The following is a 17451-nucleotide window of genomic DNA, read 5'->3' as shown; positions in this document are numbered from 1 at the left end:
GAACCAAGACGTGATTGGCCTTGCTGTCATCGGAGCCGGGTACTGGGGGCCGAACCTCGTTCGCAACGCCCAGGCCACCCCGGAGCTCCACCTGCGCTACCTGTGCGACCTCGACGTCGAGAAGGCTCAGCGCGTGCTGGGCCAGTACTCGACCGTGCGCGCCACTGCGTCGCTGGACGAGGTCCTCGCCGACCCCGACGTCCACGCGGTCGCCATCGCCACCCCCGCGGCCACGCACCTGCCCGTCGCCCTCGCGGCGTTGGAGGCCGGCAAGCACGTCCTCGTGGAGAAGCCGCTCGCGGCGAACTTCGAGGACGGCCTCAAGCTCGTCGAGACCGCCGAGCAGCGCGGTCTCACGCTGATGCTGGACCACACCTTCGCGTACACGTCGTCGGTGCAACACCTGCGCAAGATCATCCGCGGCGGCGAACTCGGTGACATCCAGTACATCGACTCGGTGCGCATCAACCTCGGTCTGGTGCAGCCGGACGTCGACGTGCTGTGGGACCTCGCCCCGCACGACCTGTCGATCTTCGAGGCGATCCTGCCCGACGACGTCCACCCGGTGGAGGTCGCGGCGCACGGCTCCGACCCGATCGGCGCGGGCGTCGCGTGCGTCGGCCACCTCACGGTGCGGCTGTCCAACGGGGCAATCACGCACGTGCACGTGAACTGGCTGTCGCCGACGAAGATTCGCACGATGGTCATCGGCGGTTCACAGCGCACGGTCGTGTGGGACGACAACAATCCCGCACAGCGACTGTCCATTTATGACCGGGGCGTCGACAAGTCCCCGGAGCAGCAGAAGATCTCCTACCGCACCGGCGACATGGTCGCGCCGGCGTTGGTGGAACGCGAGGCGTTGCGCACGATGATGGCGGAGTTCGCCGCGTCCATCACCGAGAAGCGGGCGCCGCTGACCGACGGCCGCGCGGGTCTGCGCGTGCTGGCGGTGCTGGAGGCGGCGTCGGAGTCGCTGCGCGCCGGCGGAGTTTTCGTTCCTGTTCAACAAGTCGAAGGCAAGGTGTCCTGATGTCGGCCAAGGAGTTGGGCCAGCCCATCGCCGGTCAGCGTGCGCTCGTCACCGGTGGTGCGGGCACGATCGGTTCCTCGGTGGTGGACCAGCTCGTCGAGGCCGGTGCGGCCGAGGTCGTCGTGCTGGACAACTTCGTGCGCGGCCGCCGCGAGAACCTGGCCGCCGCGCTGGAGTCCGGTGTCGTCCGCATCGTCGAGGGCGACATCAACGACAAGGCCCTGGTGCGCGAGCTGACCGAGGGCGTGGACCTCGTCTTCCACCTCGCCGCCATCCGCATCACCCAGTGCGCCGAGGAACCGCGGCTCGCGCTGGAGTGCCTGGTCGACGGCACGTTCACGATCCTGGAGGCCGCCGCGGCCGCCGGGGTGAAGAAGGTCATCGCGTCGTCGTCGGCGTCGGTGTACGGGCTCGCGGAGTCGTTCCCGACCAACGAACGGCACCACCCGTACAACAACGACACCTTCTACGGCGCCGCGAAGGCGTTCAACGAAGGCATGCTGCGCAGCTTCAAGGCCATGTACGACCTCGACTACGTGGCGCTGCGCTACTTCAACGTGTACGGCCCGCGGATGGACGTCCACGGTCTGTACACCGAGGTGCTCATCCGCTGGATGGAGCGCATCGTCGACGGCAAGTCGCCGCTCATCTTCGGCGACGGCGCCCAGACGATGGACTTCGTGCACGTGCACGACATCGCACGCGCCAACATCCTCGCGGCCAAGGCGCCGGTCACGGACACGGTGTACAACATCGCGTCCTCCCAGGAGACATCGCTCAAGGAGCTCGCCCTCGCGTTGCTTGCCGCGATGGACTCCGACCTGCCGCTGGAGCACGGCCCCGAGCGCAAGGTGAACGGCGTGACGCGCCGGCTCGCCGACATCAGCCTCGCGGCCACCGAGCTCGGGTGGAAGCCCGAGATCGGGATGGACGGCGGTCTGCGCGACCTCGTCGCGTGGTGGCGTGCCGAGAAGGCCGCCGCCGACGCGGCGGGCGTGTAACCCCCAAGACCGCGGGCGCGGCCGACACCCCCAGGTCCGCCGCGTCCGCACCCCTTTCCGCGACCGTCGCTGGAGTTCCACCCGCCGTCGAACTCCAGCGGCGGTCGCGGACACCAACTCCGCCAATGAAGAGGTAGAGCTTTGATTCCGGTTATGCGGCCGTTGCTCGGCGAAGAAGAGGCGCTCGCCGCCGCCGAGGCCGTCCGGTCCGGCTGGGTGGCCCAGGGTCCCCGAGTCCGGGAGTTCGAAGAAGCGTTCGCCGCCTCGGTCGGCGCGCAGCACGGTGTCGCGGTGTCCTCCTGCACAACGGGTCTGCACCTCGCCGTGCACGTTCTCGGCATCGGCCCCGGCGACGAGGTCGTCGTGCCGTCGCTGTCGTTCATCGCCACCGCCAACGCCGTGCGCTACACCGGTGCCACCCCCGTCTTCGCCGACGTCGAGGTGGAGACCGGCAACCTGAGCGCGTCCACAGTGGAACCCGTGCTCACCGAACGAACACGCGCAGTCATGGTCGTGCACCAGGCCGGCGTGCCCGCGGACGTCGACGCGCTCAAGGCGTTGTGCGAACCGCGCGGCATCGCGGTCATCGAGGACGCGGCGTGCGCGGCGGGCTCCACCTACAAGGGCAAGCCGGTCGGCACGGACGCGCTGCTGGCCGCCTGGTCGTTCCACCCGCGCAAGCTCCTCACCACCGGTGAGGGCGGCATGGTCACCACCGACGACCCCGAGTGGGCCGTCCGGCTCAAGCGCCTGCGCGAGCACGGGATGAGCGTCTCCGCGGCGGACCGCCACAACGGCGGAAGCGCCGTCATCGAGCAGTACCTGGAGACGGCGTTCAACTACCGGATGACCGACATCCAGGCCGCCGTCGGCCTGGTGCAGCTGTCCAAACTGGACGCGATCATCGCCCGTCGCCGTGAGTTGGCCGCGCGCTACCACGAGTTGCTGGACGGCGTCGTCGAGACCGTTCGTGACCCTGAGTACGGGACGACGAACTACCAGTCGTTCTGGGTCTGGCTGCCCGAGGGCGCCGACCGTCAGGAAGTCCTTGCGGGCCTTGCCGAACGCGGCGTGAGCGCACGGCGCGGAATCATGGCGTCACACCTCGAACCCGCCTACGAGGGTCATCCCGGCATCGCGCTGCCGGTGACGGAGGCCTTCACGGCCCGGACGCTGATCCTTCCGCTCTTCCACGACATGACCGAGTCCGAACAGGACACCGTCGTGTCAGCGTTGTCGGAAACTCTCCACACATCCCAACTGACCGTGCGTGGTTGAAAGATAAAGATTCAACCCCCACCGGAACATTTTTGTGTTGACACGTAACAGTTCTAACCAGATCGCCGACGTTCGGAGTAGCAGCCCTGTGCTGTCCAGCGTAGTGCGCGGATCACACACGGTAACTCCGTCCGAGAGGTAGAACCCAATGGTGGCTCAGCAGTCGCGTCTCGTGCGGGTGCTTGTGATCACGGCATTAATCGCATCGACGATGTTCGTGATGGGGGTCTTCAACGCCCCCAACGCCAATGCTGCTCCGTGTGACTTCCCCGTCACCAACAAGGTCGCGTGTGAGAACACGCAGACCGGTGCGGACAACTGGCAGGCCCAGTACCGGGACGACGCGATCCTCGGGTACACAACGGACATCAGCTACAACATCGGCCAGACCGTCAGCTTCAAGATGCTGACGTCGGCCTCCTCGTACAAGCTCGACATCTACCGGATGGGCTGGTACGGCGGCAAGGGCGCCCGGCACATGGGCACGGTCAACCGCAACACCCCGCAGAACCAGCCACCATGTCTGCGGGACGCGCCGACCGCGCTCATCGACTGCGGCAACTGGGCCGTGTCGGTCACCTGGAACATCCCCTCCACCGCGGTCTCCGGCATCTACTACGTGCGCATGACGCGCAACGACACCGGCGCCGAGAACGAGATGGCGTTCGTCGTCCGCGACGACGCCTCCACCTCGAAGGTGTTCTTCCAGACCTCCGACGCCACCTGGGTCGCGTACAACCGCTACGGCGGCAACAGCCTCTACTTCGGTGACGGCCCCGGCCAGGGCGGCAGCTCGTACAAGGTCAGCTACAACCGCCCGTACACCGGCGGCGACGGCGACGAGAACTTCATCTTCAACGCCGAGTACCCGATGCTCAGGTTCATGGAGCGCAACGGGTACGACATGAGTTACACGACCGACGTGGACTCCGCCCGGCGCGGCAACCTGATCAAGAACCACAAGGTCTTCATGGCGGTCGGCCACGACGAGTACTGGTCGAACGAGCAGTGGAACAACGTGATGGCCGCGCGTGACGCCGGCGTGCACATGGCGTTCCTGACCGGCAACGAGATCTTCTGGAAGACCAAGTGGGAGAAGAGCATGGACTCCTCCCAGACCGACTGGCGCACCATCGTCTGCTTCAAGGAGACGAAGGGCACCCAGAACGACGGCACGAGCACCTGGACCGGCACCTGGCGAGACCCTCGCTACAGTCCACCTCAGGACGGCGGCAGACCCGAGAACGCGTTGCTCGGCAACATGTTCACGGTCAACGGCCGGCGTGACGACGCGCTGCAGGTGCCGGCCGCGTACGGCAAGATGCGGCTCTGGCGCAACACCGACCTGGTGAACCTCGCCGCGGGCAGCACGTACACGTTCCAGCCCGGCACGCTCGGCTACGAGTGGAACACCGTCTACGACAACGGCTTCCAGCCCGCCGGCGTCGCGCAGATGTCCCGCACGACGGTCAACCTCGACGGCTACTACGGCCTGAAGAACTACGGCGACGAGTACGGCTCGGGTCCCGAGACGCACGCGATCACGTACTACCGCGCGCCTTCCGGTGCGCTGGTGTTCGGTGCCGGCACGGTGCAGTGGGCGTGGGGCGTCGACGACGAACACGCGTTCCCGACCAACACGCCGACGTCGGACAAGCGGATCAAGCAGGCGACGGTCAACTTCCTCGCGGACATGGGCGTGCAGCCCTACCAGCTGTGGGGTGCCGACCAGCTCACCATCTCCGGTGCCATCAACGACAACGCGGCGCCCGGCGTGCAGATCTCGACGCTGCCGGCGCAGGCGACGGTCGGCCAGGCCTACACCTTCGGCGGCACGGTGATCGACGCGTCCGGCAAGGTCGCGGGCGTCGAGGTCTCGACCGACGGCGGCACGCGCTGGCACTACGCGAACTGGCTGGCGGGTCAGACGTCGTGGACCTACACCTACACGCCGAACCAGTCCGGCACGGCACAGATCAGGGTCCGCGCGGTCGACGACTCGCTGAACCTGTCCACGCCCGTGAGCGCGACTCCGAACGTGGCCGCCAAGACCTGCCCGTGCGGCATGTTCGCCGGCACGGAGGTCCCGAAGGTCACGTCCGCCGACGACAGCTCGCAGCTGGAGCTCGGCGTGAAGTGGAGGGCCGCGAGCAACGGCTACGTCCGCGGCGTGAAGTTCTACAAGGGCACCGGCAACACCGGCACGCACACCGGCAGCCTGTGGTCGAGCAACGGTGATCTGCTCGCCACCGGCACGTTCACCAACGAGAGCCCGACGGGCTGGCAGACGCTGCTCTTCCCGTCGCCGATCGCGGTGAACGCGAACACGACCTACATCGTGTCGTACTACACGCCGACCGGGCACTTCGCCTACGACACCGGCGGGTTCTACCAGCAACAGGCGTACATGCAGCCGATCACCGGCCTGCAGTCCGGTGTGGACGGACCGAACGGCATCTTCCGCTTCGGCGCCGGCTTCCCGAACCAGACGTTCGACAACACGAACTACTGGGTCGACGTGGTGTGGGCGACGGACCCCGGTCCCGACACCCGTGCGCCGATCCAGAGCGCGAACTCGCCGGTGACCAACGCCGGTTCGGTCGCGCTGAACACCACGGTGTCCGGCACGTTCGACGAGAACGTGACGCTCAGCTCGGCGCAGGTCACGGTGACCGGCCCGTCGGGCGCGGTCACGGGCACCAAGTCGATCTCGAACGACGCCCGCACGATCACGTTCACGCCGTCCGCGCCGCTGGCGGCAGCGACCGCCTACACCGTCACGATGAGGGCGGCGGACGCGGCAGGAAACCTGTCCTCGCAGTCGAACTGGACGTTCACGACAGGATCGCCGCGCCCGGCGGCCTGCCCGTGCACGATCTGGGACGACTTCGCGGCACCGGCCGTGATCGACGCCGGTGACACCAGCCAGGTCGAGGTCGGCACCAAGGTCCGCTTCGACGGCAAGGGCGAGGTGCTCGGCGTCCGCTTCTACAAGGGCACCGGCAACACCGGCACGCACACCGGCTCGCTGTGGACCTCCACGGGTCTGCTGCTCGCGACCGGCACGTTCACCGCGGAGACGACGTCAGGCTGGCAGAAGCTGATGTTCAACTCGCCGGTCCAGGTGCAGGCGAACACGACGTACATCGTCTCGTACAACGCCCCGAGCGGCCGGTACTCGGTCACCTCCGGCTACTTCAACGGCCAGGAGGCGAGCTACCAGTCGCTGCACGCGTTGCAGAACGGCACGGACGGCGGAAACGGCGTCTACAAGTACGGCACCGGTTTCCCGAACAACTCCTACAACGCGACGAACTACTGGGTCGACGTCATCTACCGCAACGGCCTCAACGGTGACACCACGCCGCCGACGATCACGAACCGCGCGCCGGCCGTGAACGCGACGAACGTGGGCCTGCAGAACGCCCTCACGGCGACGTTCAGCGAGCCGGTCGACCCCGCGTCGGCGCAGATCTGGCTGAAGGACCCGAAGGGCGCCAAGCTGTCCGGCTCGGTGTCGCTGTCCGGAGACCAGAAGACGGTCACCTGGACGCCGTCCGCCAAGCTCGTGTCGGGTACGCAGTACCAGGCGCACGTGGGCATCGCGGACGTCAACGGCATCGCGATGACGGCTGCCGCGGAGTGGAACTTCACGACCACGACGACGCCGACCTGCCCGTGCTCGCTCTTCAGCACGGCGACGGTGCCGGACGAGACGTCCGCGGACGACTCGGGCGCGTACGAGCTGGGTGTCCGGGTCACCCCGACCCAGTCGGGCCAGATCACCGGTGTCCGCTTCTACAAGGGAACCGGCAACACCGGCACGCACACCGGCAGCCTCTGGAACGCCAACGGTCAGCGCCTCGCCACGGGCACCTTCACGGGTGAGACGGCGACGGGCTGGCAGACGCTGACGTTCTCGCAGCCGGTGGTCGTGAGCTCCGGCCAGACCTACACCGCCTCGTACACGACGACCACCGGGCACTACGCGGTGAACGCCGGGTACTTCGGGACGGGTCCGGTCAACTCCGGTCCGCTGTCGGCACCGCAGGAGCTCAACGGCGTGTTCGTGCCGGGTGCGGGCTTCCCGACGATGACGTACGGCTCCGGCAACTACTGGGTCGACGTGATGTACCAGCCCAACGCCGACAACGTCGCTCCGGTGGCGCAGTCGCACACGCCGCTGACCGGCGCGAGCGACGTGGCGTTGAACTCGACGGTCACCGTGTCGTTCGACGAGCCCGTGGATCTCAACTCGGCGCAGTTCGACGTCACCGACCCCGGTGGCGCGAAGATCGCCGGCACGCGGGCGCTCTCGCCGGACAGCAGGATGATCACGTTCACGCCCGCCGCCAGATTCGCGGCGTCCACTGTGTACTCGGTGACCGCGAAGGCCGCGGACACGTTCGGCAACATGATGGCCAACCCGGTCACGTGGTCGTTCACCACGACGACGACGCAGACCTGCCCGTGTTCGCTGTTCAGCGCGGCGACCGTTCCGACGGTAACTTCGGCTGATGACAACGGCGCGTACGAGCTGGGCGTCAAGTTCACGTCGAGCACGAACGGGCAGATCACCGGCGTGAAGTTCTACAAGGGCACGGGCAACACCGGCACCCACACCGGATCGCTCTGGTCCGCGGACGGCCAGCGCCTGGCCACCGGCACGTTCTCGAACGAGACCGCGTCCGGCTGGCAGACGCTGACCTTCAGCTCACCGGTGTCGATCACGGCGAACACCACGTACACGGCCTCGTACACGACCACCGTCGGCCGCTACGCGGTGAACGAGGGCTACTTCGGCTCGGTGACCTCGCCGCCGCTGGGTGCCACGCCGTCCGCCGGTGTGTTCACCGCCGGATCCGGGTTCCCGACGTCGACCTACAACGGTGGCAACTACTGGGTGGACGTGATGTTCCAGTGATGCGCCTGTGACTGCTCGGCCACTGCTGTTCCTCGGGGCGGGTGGACTGACTCGCGAGACCCTCGCGGCGGTCCGCCTCCTCCCGGAGACGTGGGACCCGATCGGGGCTCTCGACGACTCCACCGCCCTGCACGGCACCCTGATGGACGGGGTGCCCGTGCTGGGCGGGCTCGACACCCTGGCCGATCATCCGGACGCGGCCGTCGTGCTCTGCATCGCGAGTGCGCGGCGGTCGCTGGTCCGGCTGGACGTGGCCAGGAGGCTCGATCTGCCGGACGAGCGGTGGGCGACCATCGTGCATCCGGCGGCTGTCACCTCCGGTGCTTCTGTCGGCGCCGGAACGATTCTGCTCGCGGGCGTCGTCATCACGACCCCGCTGTCGATCGGCCGGCACGTGGTGGCCATGCCCCAGGTGCTGATCACCCACGACGACGAGGTCTCGGACGGCGTCACGTTCGCCGGCCGCGCGGCGCTCGCGGGTTCTGTGCACGTCGGGGAGGCCGCGTACCTGGGACAGGGAGCCCTGGTGCGCGAGGGCGTGAAGATCGGCGCCGGTGCCGTCATCGGCATGGGAGCCGTTGTCCTGCGGGACGTTCCCGCGGGAGAGACGTGGGCCGGCGTGCCGGCCCGCCCGTTGCGTGGGGAGAGCGCGTGATCGAGATTCCACTGGTGGACCTGCGTGCCCAGCACGAGCAGGTGGCCGACGAGGTGGCCGACGGCTGGGCCGAGGTGCTCAAGACGACGGCCTTCATCAACGGCCCCCAGGTCGCCCGGTTCGAGTCGGAGTTCGCCGCCTACCAGGAAGTCGCGCACGCGATCGGTGTCGGCAACGGCACCGACGCCATCGAACTGGCGTTGCGCGCGCTGGGCGTCGGCCACGGCGACGAGGTCGTGCTGCCCGCCAACACCTTCATCGCCACCGCCGAGGCCGTCGCCAGGGCCGGCGCGACGCCCGTGCTCGTCGACTGCGTGGACGACACGCTGCTGATCGACGTCGACCAGGTGTCCTCCGTGGTCACGTCGCGCACCAAAGCCGTTGTGCCGGTGCACCTGTACGGCCAGGCCGCGCCGGTCGAACTGCTGCCGCTCGGTCTGCCGGTCGTCGAGGACGCCGCCCAGGCCCAGGGCGCGCGCCGCAACGGTGTCGCCGTCGGTGGCCTCGGTGTCGCGGCCGCGACCTCGTTCTACCCCGGCAAGAACCTCGGCGCGTACGGCGACGGCGGCGCGGTGCTGACGACGTCCGACGCGATCGCCGAGTCGGTGAAGCTGTTGCGCGAGCACGGTTCACCGCGCAAGTACGAGCACCCGGTGCTCGGCTTCAACAGCCGCCTCGACACGCTGCAGGCCGTGGTGCTGTCCGCGAAGCTGCGCCGCCTGGAGGGCTGGAACCAGGCCCGCCGCGCCGCCGCCCAGCGCTACACCGAGCTGCTCGCCGACGTCGAACGGGTGCGCGTGCCGGTCGTGCTGGACGGCAACCTGCCCGTCTGGCACCTCTACGTCGTCCGCGTGCCGGACCGCGACCGCGTGCTCTCCGCCCTGCACGCCGCGGGAATCGGCGCCGGCATCCACTACCCGACGCCACTGCACAAGACGGGTGCGTTCGCGCACCTCGACGGTTCGTTCCCGGTGGCGGAGACCTCGGCCGCGGAACTGCTGTCGCTGCCGCTGTTCCCGGAGATCACCGAGACCCAGCAGACCCGCGTGGCCGAGGCACTGAAGGAGGCGCTGCGATGACCGGCGTTCGCGTGCACCCCAAGGGTTTGTGCGAGTCCGAGGACGTGGGCGACGGCACGCGCGTGTGGGCGTTCGCACACGTGCTGCCAGGCGCCCGCATCGGCCGTGACTGCAACATCTGCGACGGCGCGTTCGTCGAGTCCCGCGCGGTGCTGGGCAACAACGTGACGGTCAAGAACGGCACGTTGGTCTTCGACGGCGTCACGTGCGAGGACGACGTGTTCCTCGGCCCGAACGTGTTGTTCACCAACGACCTGCGCCCGCGCGCCCACGTCAAGAAGACCGGCGACGCGCTGGAGACCACCCTGGTGCGTCGCGGCGCGACGCTCGGCGCCGGTGCGATCGTCGTGTGCGGCACCGAGATCGGCGAGCACGCGTTCGCCGCGGCCGGTGCGGTCATCACGAAGTCCGTGCCCGCGCACGCTTTCGTGGCGGGCAACCCGGCGGTCGTGAAGGGCTGGGTCTGCGCCTGCGGTGTGCGACTCTCGGACGATCTGTCGTGCCCCGAGTGCGGCATCCGGCACGAGGAGACCCCGGACGGCCTGAAAGCCGTCTGAACCAGCGTTCAAGGCCGCCGAAGCGAGGGCTTCGGCGGCCTTTCGCGCAAAACCCGGACACGTCGCCGCAGGACTTGTAACGTCCCGGCGGTGCATTTGCTCACCACCGCGCAACAGGATCGGTTGCGGCACCTGGCCCGGCGCAGTCCAGCGTTCATCGGCATGCGGATCGTCGTCCACGACGACCACGTCGAGGTCGTTCATCCGGAGCCGCTCGAACTCGGCTTCGAGTCGCTTTCGGCGACCCTGGCAGGCGCTCCCACCGGCGAGTGGGCGGATCTGGTCGACGAGCACTTCCGGCGGGCCGTCGTTCTCGCGACGGCGGACGGTTCCGACGTCGAAGGACCGACCGATGTCGTGCTCCAGCGCACCTACCTGCGCCTGGCCACCTCGGACAGCGGGGTGTCGGAGGTCGCGTCCTACGCCGCCGAGATCACGCCCGGCCTGCTCCAGGTGTTCGCCTTCGACCGGCCGGACTCCATCGTGGTCATGAAGGACGAGCACGTGCTCCGGCACGGCTACGACCAGCTCTACGACGCCGGCGCGGAGAACCTGGCGAGGGAACTGCCGGACGGGTACTACGAGGCCGACGGCGTCTACTACCTGCAGGGCTCGGACTACGTCGGTTCCCTGGTGCTGATCGTCCCGTGGGTGATCGAGGCCGTGACCGCGGTGGCCGAGGCGCCCCACGGCGCGCTGGTCGCGATGCCCGCCCGCGACCAGTTCATCTTCCACGTCATCCGGGACCGCGACACCGCGGGTGTGCTGGCGGCACTCGACGAGGTCGGGCGGCTCGCCGCCGAGTGCCACGCGAACAGCGCCTACCAGCTCAGCTCACGGGTGTACTGGTGGCGTCCCCTGCCCGCGGGCGGGCTCGAAACCGTCGGGCACCACAACGGCGCGGGCATGGTCACCTACTACTCCGACGACTTCGAGGACCTGCTCTTCACCGTGGGGCTGGAGCACGGGACCGACTGAGCGGTTATTCGGGCTCCCAGGCCACGAGCCGCTCGAAGGTGCGCTGGTCGCCCTCGACCTTCAGGTCGTCCGCGGTCTTGCGGCCGTAGAAGGACAGCACCAGGTCGCTCGCCGTGCCGCTGAACGTGGTGTCGGCCGTGCCGGGGACGTCACCGAGTCGGGCGCCCTCGGCGTCGAGCGTGACGCGCCAGGAACGGCCCTCGGTGGCGTGGTAGTCGACGAGCACGGGCTCGTGCGGCCACGGGGACGTCGTCGCGACGCAGGTCGTCTGGAACTCCTCCACACCGTCGAGCGCCACCTCGGCCGGCAACGGCTGCGGGGCGCCGATGGTGAGCTGGGCGTCGTAGGTGTGGACCGCGATCTCCTGGAGCTGGTGGCGGGCCGCGGTACCCGTGTTGCGCGGCGACTGGAAGTCGCTCCACCACGCCCAGCAGTCGCGGTCGGGGCCGGACTCCTTCAGCGCGTCGATCAGCAGTCGCGACGACTCGGTCATCCACGCCACCAGGTCCTCGCGCGGTGCCTCGACCGGCGTGCGAGCCGGGGGAGCGTCGGCCGGGCCCGCGGCGACGATCTCGGCCCACTTGCGGCGGCCGTCGCCCAGGTGCTGGACCAGGTCGTACAGCGTCCAGCCGGGGCACGACGGCACCGGGGCGTCCAGATCAGGGGCGGCGGCGACGGCGGTGGTGAAGGCGGCGGTCCGCTCCTCGATCAGTCGCAGGAGGTCGGAGAACGCCAGGTTGTTGTGCACGCCCGCTGTCTATCACCGTGCCGGGGTGGGCGCACACTCATTTTGTGAGGCGAGCAGGCGAAGGCGTTCCTCGTCCTGGCTGCCCGGCTCGGCGGTGTAGACGATGAGCACGGGGCCTGGCGCGCCCGGCATCGGGTAGGCGTCCCAGTCCAGGTTCAGGTCGCCGACCAGCGGGTGGTTCACGCGCATCCGGCCGCGGGTCGTGTCCTCGACGTCGTGGCGGGCCCACAGCGTCGCGAACTCGCCGCTGCGCGCCTTCAGTTCGTCCACCAGTTCCGTCGCACGCGGGTGGCCCGGCTCGGCGGAGACCTGCGCCCGCAGCATCCCGGTCAGTTCGGCGACCGTGGCCGCCCGGTCCGGGCACGCCTGGTCGGCCTCCGGGTGCAGCAGCAGGGCGAGCAGATTCCGTTGAGGCGCCTCGGTGAACGCACCCAGCAGAGCGCCGGCCAGCGGGTTCCAGGCCAGCACGTCCAGGAAGCGGCCCACGACGAGCGCGGGTGAGGCCGTCGCGTTCAGCAGCCGCAGCGTGGTCGCCGGCACCTCCTCCGGCAGGTACCGGCGTCCTGCCCGAACGGGAGTGCGTGCGGCGGCCGCGAGGCTGTGCAGGTGCCGCGACTCCTCCGCGGAGAAGTTCAACGCCCCGGCGATGGCGTCGAGGACCTGGTCGGACGGCCGCACGTCACGGCCCTGCTCCATGCGCTGGTAGTAGTCCGGGCTCACCCCGGCCAGCAGGGCCAGTTCCTCCCGGCGCAGTCCCGCGACGCGCCGCCGCGGACCCGGCTCCAGACCGACGTCCTGCGGACGCACCCTGGTGCGCCGGGTCCGCAGGAACTCGGCCAGCTCACGGCGGGGGTCGTCGGTCATCGGGCCAGTATGCCCGCGGTGTCAGCGACGAGGGTGGGTCCGGCAGACCCAGGACAAGGCGAACGACCGAGATCACGCGAGGGGAGCCCAGGATCGGTGGCACACCAGCCGATCACAGGAGGAAACACGACATGAAGGCCGCACAGATCACGAGCTTCGGAGCACCGGACGTCCTGCGGGTCGTCGAGATCGACCGGCCCGCTCCCGGTGCCGGCGAGGTCCTGGTGCGGGTCGAGGCCGCCAGCGTGAACGGCCACGACACGATCGTGCGGGCCGGCGGACTGAAGATGGTGTCGGGCCGCACTTTCCCGATCGGCGTCGGCCTGGACTTCACCGGTGCCGTCGTCACGACCGGCTTCGGCGTCGAGGACTACCGCGCCGGGGACCGGGTGTGGGGCATGGTGCACCCCCGCCAACGGCACACCGTCGCGGGAGCGGCCGAGTACGTCGTGGTCGCCGCCGACCGCATCAGCCCCGCTCCGGCGGGGGTGTCGGCGGTCGAGGCGGCGTCCCTGGTCGTCGCGGGCAGCACGGCGCTGATCGCGTTGCGCGACAGCGTGGGACTGGCCGAAGGGGAGCGGGTCCTGGTCCGGGGCGCGGCCGGTGGTGTGGGCACCGCGGCCGTGCAACTGGCCCACGCGATGGGGGGCCACGTCACCGCACTGGCCCGCGACCGCCACGCCGAGGCGCTCGGTGCGCTGGGCGCCGACGTGGTCCTCGACCACAGCACCACCACCCCGGATCAGATCGGACCGTTCGACGTCATCGTCGACACGGTCGGCTCCGAGTTGGCGCGCTATCGCCGCAGGCTGACCAAGGGCGGCCGGATGGTCACCATCGCGCTCTCCGGTCCCGCCCTGGCCGCGATCGCGGTGTCGAGCGTCCACGGCTCCCGGCGCATTCGCACCTTCAGCGCCAACCCCGGCTACGCGGTGCTCGACGACCTGGCCGACCACGTCACCTCCGGCGCTCTACGCCCGGTGGTGCACAGCGTTTATCCGCTGACCGACATCGCGGTCGCGCACGAGGCCTTCGAACGCGGCGGCGTGCTCGGCAAGCACGTCATCGCCGTCTGAAGCTGGTCCGTTTTCACCCGAACGAGCCGTTCTTTGGAGTTACTTCAACAGTTACGGTCCAAGAGCATGACTGCATTCCTTTCCACCGCGTACAGCCGGGATCTGGGCGACGAACTCCGCAGGTTGCGCGAGAACAACACCAGTTTCGGAGGCCGGTCCATGGCCGTCCAGCTCGGGTGGGACCCGAGCAAGGTGTCGAACATCGAGACCGGCAAGGCCCGGCCCACCGAGGTCGACCTCGCTCAGTACCTCGCGACGTGCGGAAAGGGCATCGAGTTCCTGCAGGACTTCACCAATCGGTACCGCCATGCCTTCGACCTGTACTTCGCCCAAGCGCCGGGCAACCTGCGCACGCTCGCCATGGTCGAGTCGATGGCGAAGAAGATCTTCGCCTACGAAATCCTGTCGATACCGGGCCTCTTGCAAACCGAGGCCTACGCACGGGCGCAGTTCGAGGAGACCGGCAACGTGTCGCCAGAAGACGTCGAGAAAGGCGTCAAACTCCGCATGCTGCGGCAGAGCATCTGGCAGCGGCCATATCGCCCTGAATGCGTGTTCTACGTGCATGAACTGGCGCTGCGGATGCGTGTCGGCGACGCCAAGGTCATGGAGGACCAGTACCTGCGCCTTCTCTTCAACGCGCACATCTTGCGAGTCGTGCCAGCGACGGTCAAGGGCATCGCGTTCCACTCGAAGTGCACGTTGTTCGAGTTCGGCAAGGTATCGCCGTTGGCTTACACGGAGACCGATCTGGCCAAGGTGTTCGCCCAGGAAGAGGCGGCCGTCGCGTGGAGCAGGAAGCTCTTTGAGCGGCTAGATGCGGTCGCGCTGGATGAGGAACAATCTCGGAGCAAGCTGGCGGAGTACGTCAGCGGACTTCGAGAGGACCTTCATGACTGGCGACCGGACCTGGCGTAAGAGCTCCTACAGCAGCGACACGATCGACAGCGACTGCGTCGAGGTCTCGCTGACCCAGGACGCGTTGGTGCGGGACTCGAAGAACGCGAGCGGCGACGTCCTCGCGTTCTCCGCCCCTGCCTGGCAGAGCCTGCTCAACTGGCTGAACTGACCTCGGCCGCCTTGCGTTCGGCGGCCTCCTGTCTGGCTATTCGCAACAACGTGCCGGACACGCCGATCAACATGAACGTCATGCCGGTGGCGACGCTGAACGCGAGTTCGTCGAACGTGGCGGCGCCCAGTGCGGACGTCAGCATCGCGGCCACCAGGCACATGGCGATCCCGCGCACCCCCTCGTCCTTCGACAGCGCGCGGGCCCGCAGTGCCGCGAAGATGCCGGCGAGGAACAGCAGCACGAACGCGATCAGGCCCAGATAGCCGTTCTCGATCATCGTCAGCAGGTACTGGTTGTCGAGGATCGTGTACTTCGAGGGCAGGAACGTGCCGAAACCCCGGCCCAGCCACGGGTGTTTGGCGATCTCCAGCCAGGCTCCGTCGTAGTCCTTGGTGCGGCCCTGGAACGACGGGTCGTCCTCGATGTTCGAGAACATCGAGGTGACCGTGCCGAACAGGCCCGGCACGACGACGGAGGCGCCGCCCAGGAACACCGCGCCGACGCCGAGCAGCGGCAGGCCGCGTTCGCGGGGGAGCAGGATCGCCATCACGACGCCCGTCACGACGAGGCCGATGATGGCCGTGCGGGACAGCGACAGGATCGCCATCAGCGCCAGCAGCGACAGCGCCATCCACCAGCGGCCGGCGGGTTCACCCTTGTCCTTCGCCTGGAACACGAAGTGCGCGGCGAACGGCACGCCCAGCACGCAGACCAGACCGAACTCGATCGGGTGGTTCACGGTGCCGGCGGGGCGGAAGAAGATCGACCTGGATTCCAGCGCCGAGTAGCCGTTGTCCTGCACGCGCAGGCCCGGCAGCGTGATGTACGAGGCCAGGTCGAGGCCCAGGCCGAACTGGAACAGGCCGACGAACGCGCTGACCGTCAGGCAGGCCACCATCACCCGCAGCGCGCGGCTCAGGCGTTCACCACTGCGGACCGCGTCGACGATGAACACCGCGAGCGCCGCCATCGACACGACCCGGATCAGTGCCGAGTCCGACACCGACAGCTCGTCGATCGGCAGGTAGCGCCGCGTCGCCAGGGCGTACGTCATCAGGTGCAGCATCACGTAGATCGCGAGGACCGTGCGGACGGCGTTGCGGCCCTTGGCCATGCCGAGGTGGTCGACGAGGTGGGCGGCGAACCACACCACGGCCAGGCACATCGCCACGAACAACGCGGGCGGCAGCGTGATCGGGACGAACGCGATGGTGAACCGGGCGGGGACGACGAGCAGCGCCACCATGTAGAAGATGAGCAGAGTGGCGCCGTCGGCTCGCTGGGCGGTCAGTCGTCTTTCGTCGGCCATGCTGGGTCTGGCTTGGGTGCGGCGATGATGACGGTCTTCTGGTGCGCGTTCGGCACACCCTGGGGCATGGGCCGCTGAGGTGCGCCGCCGTTGCCGTTGTGCGGTGGCCCAGGCCGGACCGGCGGGACGGGCTGCGGCGTCGTCTCCTTTTCGGACGGTGCCGCGTCCTTGGTGTCCTTGCCGTCTTTGGCGTCCTTGTCCTTGCGGCGCTTGGCCCTGAGCATGATCGAGTCGGCGGCGAACGTCGAGGCGAGCGTCAGCAGCAGCAACACGACGGTGGCCGCGCCGACGTACCGGACCTTGCCGCCGATCTTGGCCGAGGCCGTCGTCGGCTTCACCAGGATCTGCGCGGTGATGAACGTCTGTTCGGGCGCGTTCAACGCCTTCTGCTGCGCCGCGAGCTCGGCGACGGTCTTCTCGAGCACCTTGCCGACGAGGCCTTCCGCCGACTCGGCCGAGTCCGACTCGGTCGTGATGAACAGCAGCGGGCCGCCGACCGGGCCGGTGTTCGCGGTGTAGACGGACGTCGAGCCCTTGCCCGCCAACTCCTCAGCGGTCTTCGGGTCGCCGAGGACCTGCGTGAGGATCTGCGCGGTGGTCGTGAGGCTGCCGTCGAACTGCAGCAGCGGGTTGACCCTGACGACGTCCTCGGGCTTGGTGTTCGCCGTGTACCGGCCGCCTGCCGCGGGGGAGGTGAGGACCAGCACGCCGCTCGACTCGTACCGGGTGGGCACGGAGACGTAGACGGACAGCGCGAGGATGCCCGTGAGCAGCACTGCGGGGAGGGCGATGTACCACCGCCGCCGCAGCACTCGTACGGTTCCCCAGAAGTCCATCAAAATCCCCGATCCGCGGCTCGGTATTGCGAACGCAATGT

General features: G+C 68.6%; 15 protein-coding genes. 11 read left to right on the top strand and 4 right to left on the bottom strand.

Annotated features, from left to right (window positions below):
- Positions 1–10 precede the first annotated feature (10 nt).
- The 8 genes from SK854_RS02800 to SK854_RS02765 all read left to right on the top strand — a co-directional run bounded on the left by SK854_RS02800 (position 11) and on the right by SK854_RS02765 (position 11505).
- On the top strand, positions 11–1033 hold the full coding sequence (locus tag SK854_RS02800) for a Gfo/Idh/MocA family protein (protein WP_319973341.1): 1023 nt from the start codon (positions 11–13) through the stop codon (positions 1031–1033).
- Positions 1033–2034: an NAD-dependent epimerase/dehydratase family protein gene (locus SK854_RS02795; protein ID WP_319973340.1), complete on the top strand. Its 1002-nt coding sequence runs from the start codon at positions 1033–1035 to the stop codon at positions 2032–2034. The genes SK854_RS02800 and SK854_RS02795 overlap by 1 nt, the downstream gene beginning before the upstream one ends.
- Before the next feature lie 153 nt (positions 2035–2187).
- The gene (locus SK854_RS02790; RefSeq protein ID WP_319973339.1) at positions 2188–3312 is read left to right on the top strand and encodes a DegT/DnrJ/EryC1/StrS family aminotransferase; all 1125 of its coding nucleotides are present in this window, start codon (positions 2188–2190) and stop codon (positions 3310–3312) included.
- 220 nt (positions 3313–3532) lie between these two features.
- Complete coding sequence (locus SK854_RS02785) at positions 3533–8236, top strand: DUF4082 domain-containing protein (protein ID WP_319973338.1); 4704 nt, start codon at positions 3533–3535, stop codon at positions 8234–8236.
- Between the two features lie 7 nt (positions 8237–8243).
- The gene (locus tag SK854_RS02780; RefSeq protein WP_319973337.1) at positions 8244–8891 is read left to right on the top strand and encodes a NeuD/PglB/VioB family sugar acetyltransferase; all 648 of its coding nucleotides are present in this window, start codon (positions 8244–8246) and stop codon (positions 8889–8891) included.
- Positions 8888–9970: a DegT/DnrJ/EryC1/StrS family aminotransferase gene (locus tag SK854_RS02775; RefSeq protein WP_319973336.1), complete on the top strand. Its 1083-nt coding sequence runs from the start codon at positions 8888–8890 to the stop codon at positions 9968–9970. Before SK854_RS02780 ends, SK854_RS02775 begins: the two co-directional genes overlap by 4 nt.
- Positions 9967–10527, top strand: coding sequence for an acyltransferase (locus tag SK854_RS02770; protein WP_319973335.1), 561 nt, complete (start codon positions 9967–9969; stop codon positions 10525–10527). The genes SK854_RS02775 and SK854_RS02770 overlap by 4 nt, the downstream gene beginning before the upstream one ends.
- Positions 10528–10617: 90 nt before the next feature.
- The gene (locus SK854_RS02765; RefSeq protein ID WP_319973334.1) at positions 10618–11505 is read left to right on the top strand and encodes a hypothetical protein; all 888 of its coding nucleotides are present in this window, start codon (positions 10618–10620) and stop codon (positions 11503–11505) included.
- Between the two features lie 4 nt (positions 11506–11509).
- Here the strand turns inward: SK854_RS02765 and SK854_RS02760 are convergent, their stop codons facing one another.
- Positions 11510–12253 (bottom strand): maleylpyruvate isomerase family mycothiol-dependent enzyme, encoded by a 744-nt coding sequence (locus SK854_RS02760; protein WP_319973333.1) that lies wholly within the window; start codon positions 12251–12253, stop codon positions 11510–11512.
- Between the two features lie 12 nt (positions 12254–12265).
- Positions 12266–13117, bottom strand: coding sequence for a helix-turn-helix domain-containing protein (locus SK854_RS02755; protein WP_319973332.1), 852 nt, complete (start codon positions 13115–13117; stop codon positions 12266–12268).
- A 131-nt stretch (positions 13118–13248) separates the two neighbouring features.
- Between SK854_RS02755 and SK854_RS02750 the strand changes: the two genes are divergently transcribed.
- The 3 genes from SK854_RS02750 (at position 13249) to SK854_RS02740 (ending at position 15262) form a co-directional block, all read left to right on the top strand.
- On the top strand, positions 13249–14193 hold the full coding sequence (locus tag SK854_RS02750) for an NADP-dependent oxidoreductase (RefSeq protein WP_319973331.1): 945 nt from the start codon (positions 13249–13251) through the stop codon (positions 14191–14193).
- Positions 14194–14259: 66 nt separating this feature from the next.
- Complete coding sequence (locus tag SK854_RS02745; RefSeq protein WP_319973709.1) at positions 14260–15111, top strand: helix-turn-helix domain-containing protein; 852 nt, start codon at positions 14260–14262, stop codon at positions 15109–15111.
- Positions 15086–15262 carry a DUF397 domain-containing protein gene (locus SK854_RS02740; RefSeq protein WP_319973330.1) on the top strand — a complete coding sequence of 59 codons (177 nt, stop codon included), beginning with the start codon at positions 15086–15088 and terminating at the stop codon, positions 15260–15262. The genes SK854_RS02745 and SK854_RS02740 overlap by 26 nt, the downstream gene beginning before the upstream one ends.
- Here SK854_RS02740 and SK854_RS02735 read toward each other — a convergent pair.
- Positions 15246–16574, bottom strand: coding sequence for an O-antigen ligase family protein (locus SK854_RS02735; RefSeq protein ID WP_319973329.1), 1329 nt, complete (start codon positions 16572–16574; stop codon positions 15246–15248). The genes SK854_RS02740 and SK854_RS02735 overlap by 17 nt on opposite strands.
- Positions 16553–17410 carry a YveK family protein gene (locus tag SK854_RS02730; protein WP_319973328.1) on the bottom strand — a complete coding sequence of 286 codons (858 nt, stop codon included), beginning with the start codon at positions 17408–17410 and terminating at the stop codon, positions 16553–16555. The genes SK854_RS02735 and SK854_RS02730 overlap by 22 nt, the downstream gene beginning before the upstream one ends.
- Positions 17411–17451 lie beyond the last annotated feature (41 nt).

This window comes from Lentzea sokolovensis, from assembly GCF_033949975.1.
GTDB lineage: Bacteria > Actinomycetota > Actinomycetes > Mycobacteriales > Pseudonocardiaceae > Lentzea > Lentzea sokolovensis.
This window is presented reverse-complemented; position numbering and strand designations above follow the sequence as displayed.

Bases quoted from the DNA above. Each gene is read 5' to 3' on its own strand.
- SK854_RS02795 (WP_319973340.1), top strand. From the start codon at position 1,033: ATGTCGGCCAAGGAGTTGGGCCAGCCCATCGCCGGTCAGCGTGCGCTC.
- SK854_RS02790 (WP_319973339.1), top strand. From the start codon at position 2,188: ATGCGGCCGTTGCTCGGCGAAGAAGAGGCGCTCGCCGCCGCCGAGGCC.
- SK854_RS02785 (WP_319973338.1), top strand. From the start codon at position 3,533: ATGGGGGTCTTCAACGCCCCCAACGCCAATGCTGCTCCGTGTGACTTC.
- SK854_RS02770 (WP_319973335.1), top strand. From the start codon at position 9,967: ATGACCGGCGTTCGCGTGCACCCCAAGGGTTTGTGCGAGTCCGAGGAC.
- SK854_RS02755 (WP_319973332.1), bottom strand. From the start codon at position 13,117: ATGACCGACGACCCCCGCCGTGAGCTGGCCGAGTTCCTGCGGACCCGG.
- SK854_RS02750 (WP_319973331.1), top strand. From the start codon at position 13,249: ATGAAGGCCGCACAGATCACGAGCTTCGGAGCACCGGACGTCCTGCGG.
- SK854_RS02745 (WP_319973709.1), top strand. From the start codon at position 14,260: ATGACTGCATTCCTTTCCACCGCGTACAGCCGGGATCTGGGCGACGAA.
- SK854_RS02740 (WP_319973330.1), top strand. From the start codon at position 15,086: ATGACTGGCGACCGGACCTGGCGTAAGAGCTCCTACAGCAGCGACACG.
- SK854_RS02735 (WP_319973329.1), bottom strand. From the start codon at position 16,574: ATGGCCGACGAAAGACGACTGACCGCCCAGCGAGCCGACGGCGCCACT.
- SK854_RS02730 (WP_319973328.1), bottom strand. From the start codon at position 17,410: ATGGACTTCTGGGGAACCGTACGAGTGCTGCGGCGGCGGTGGTACATC.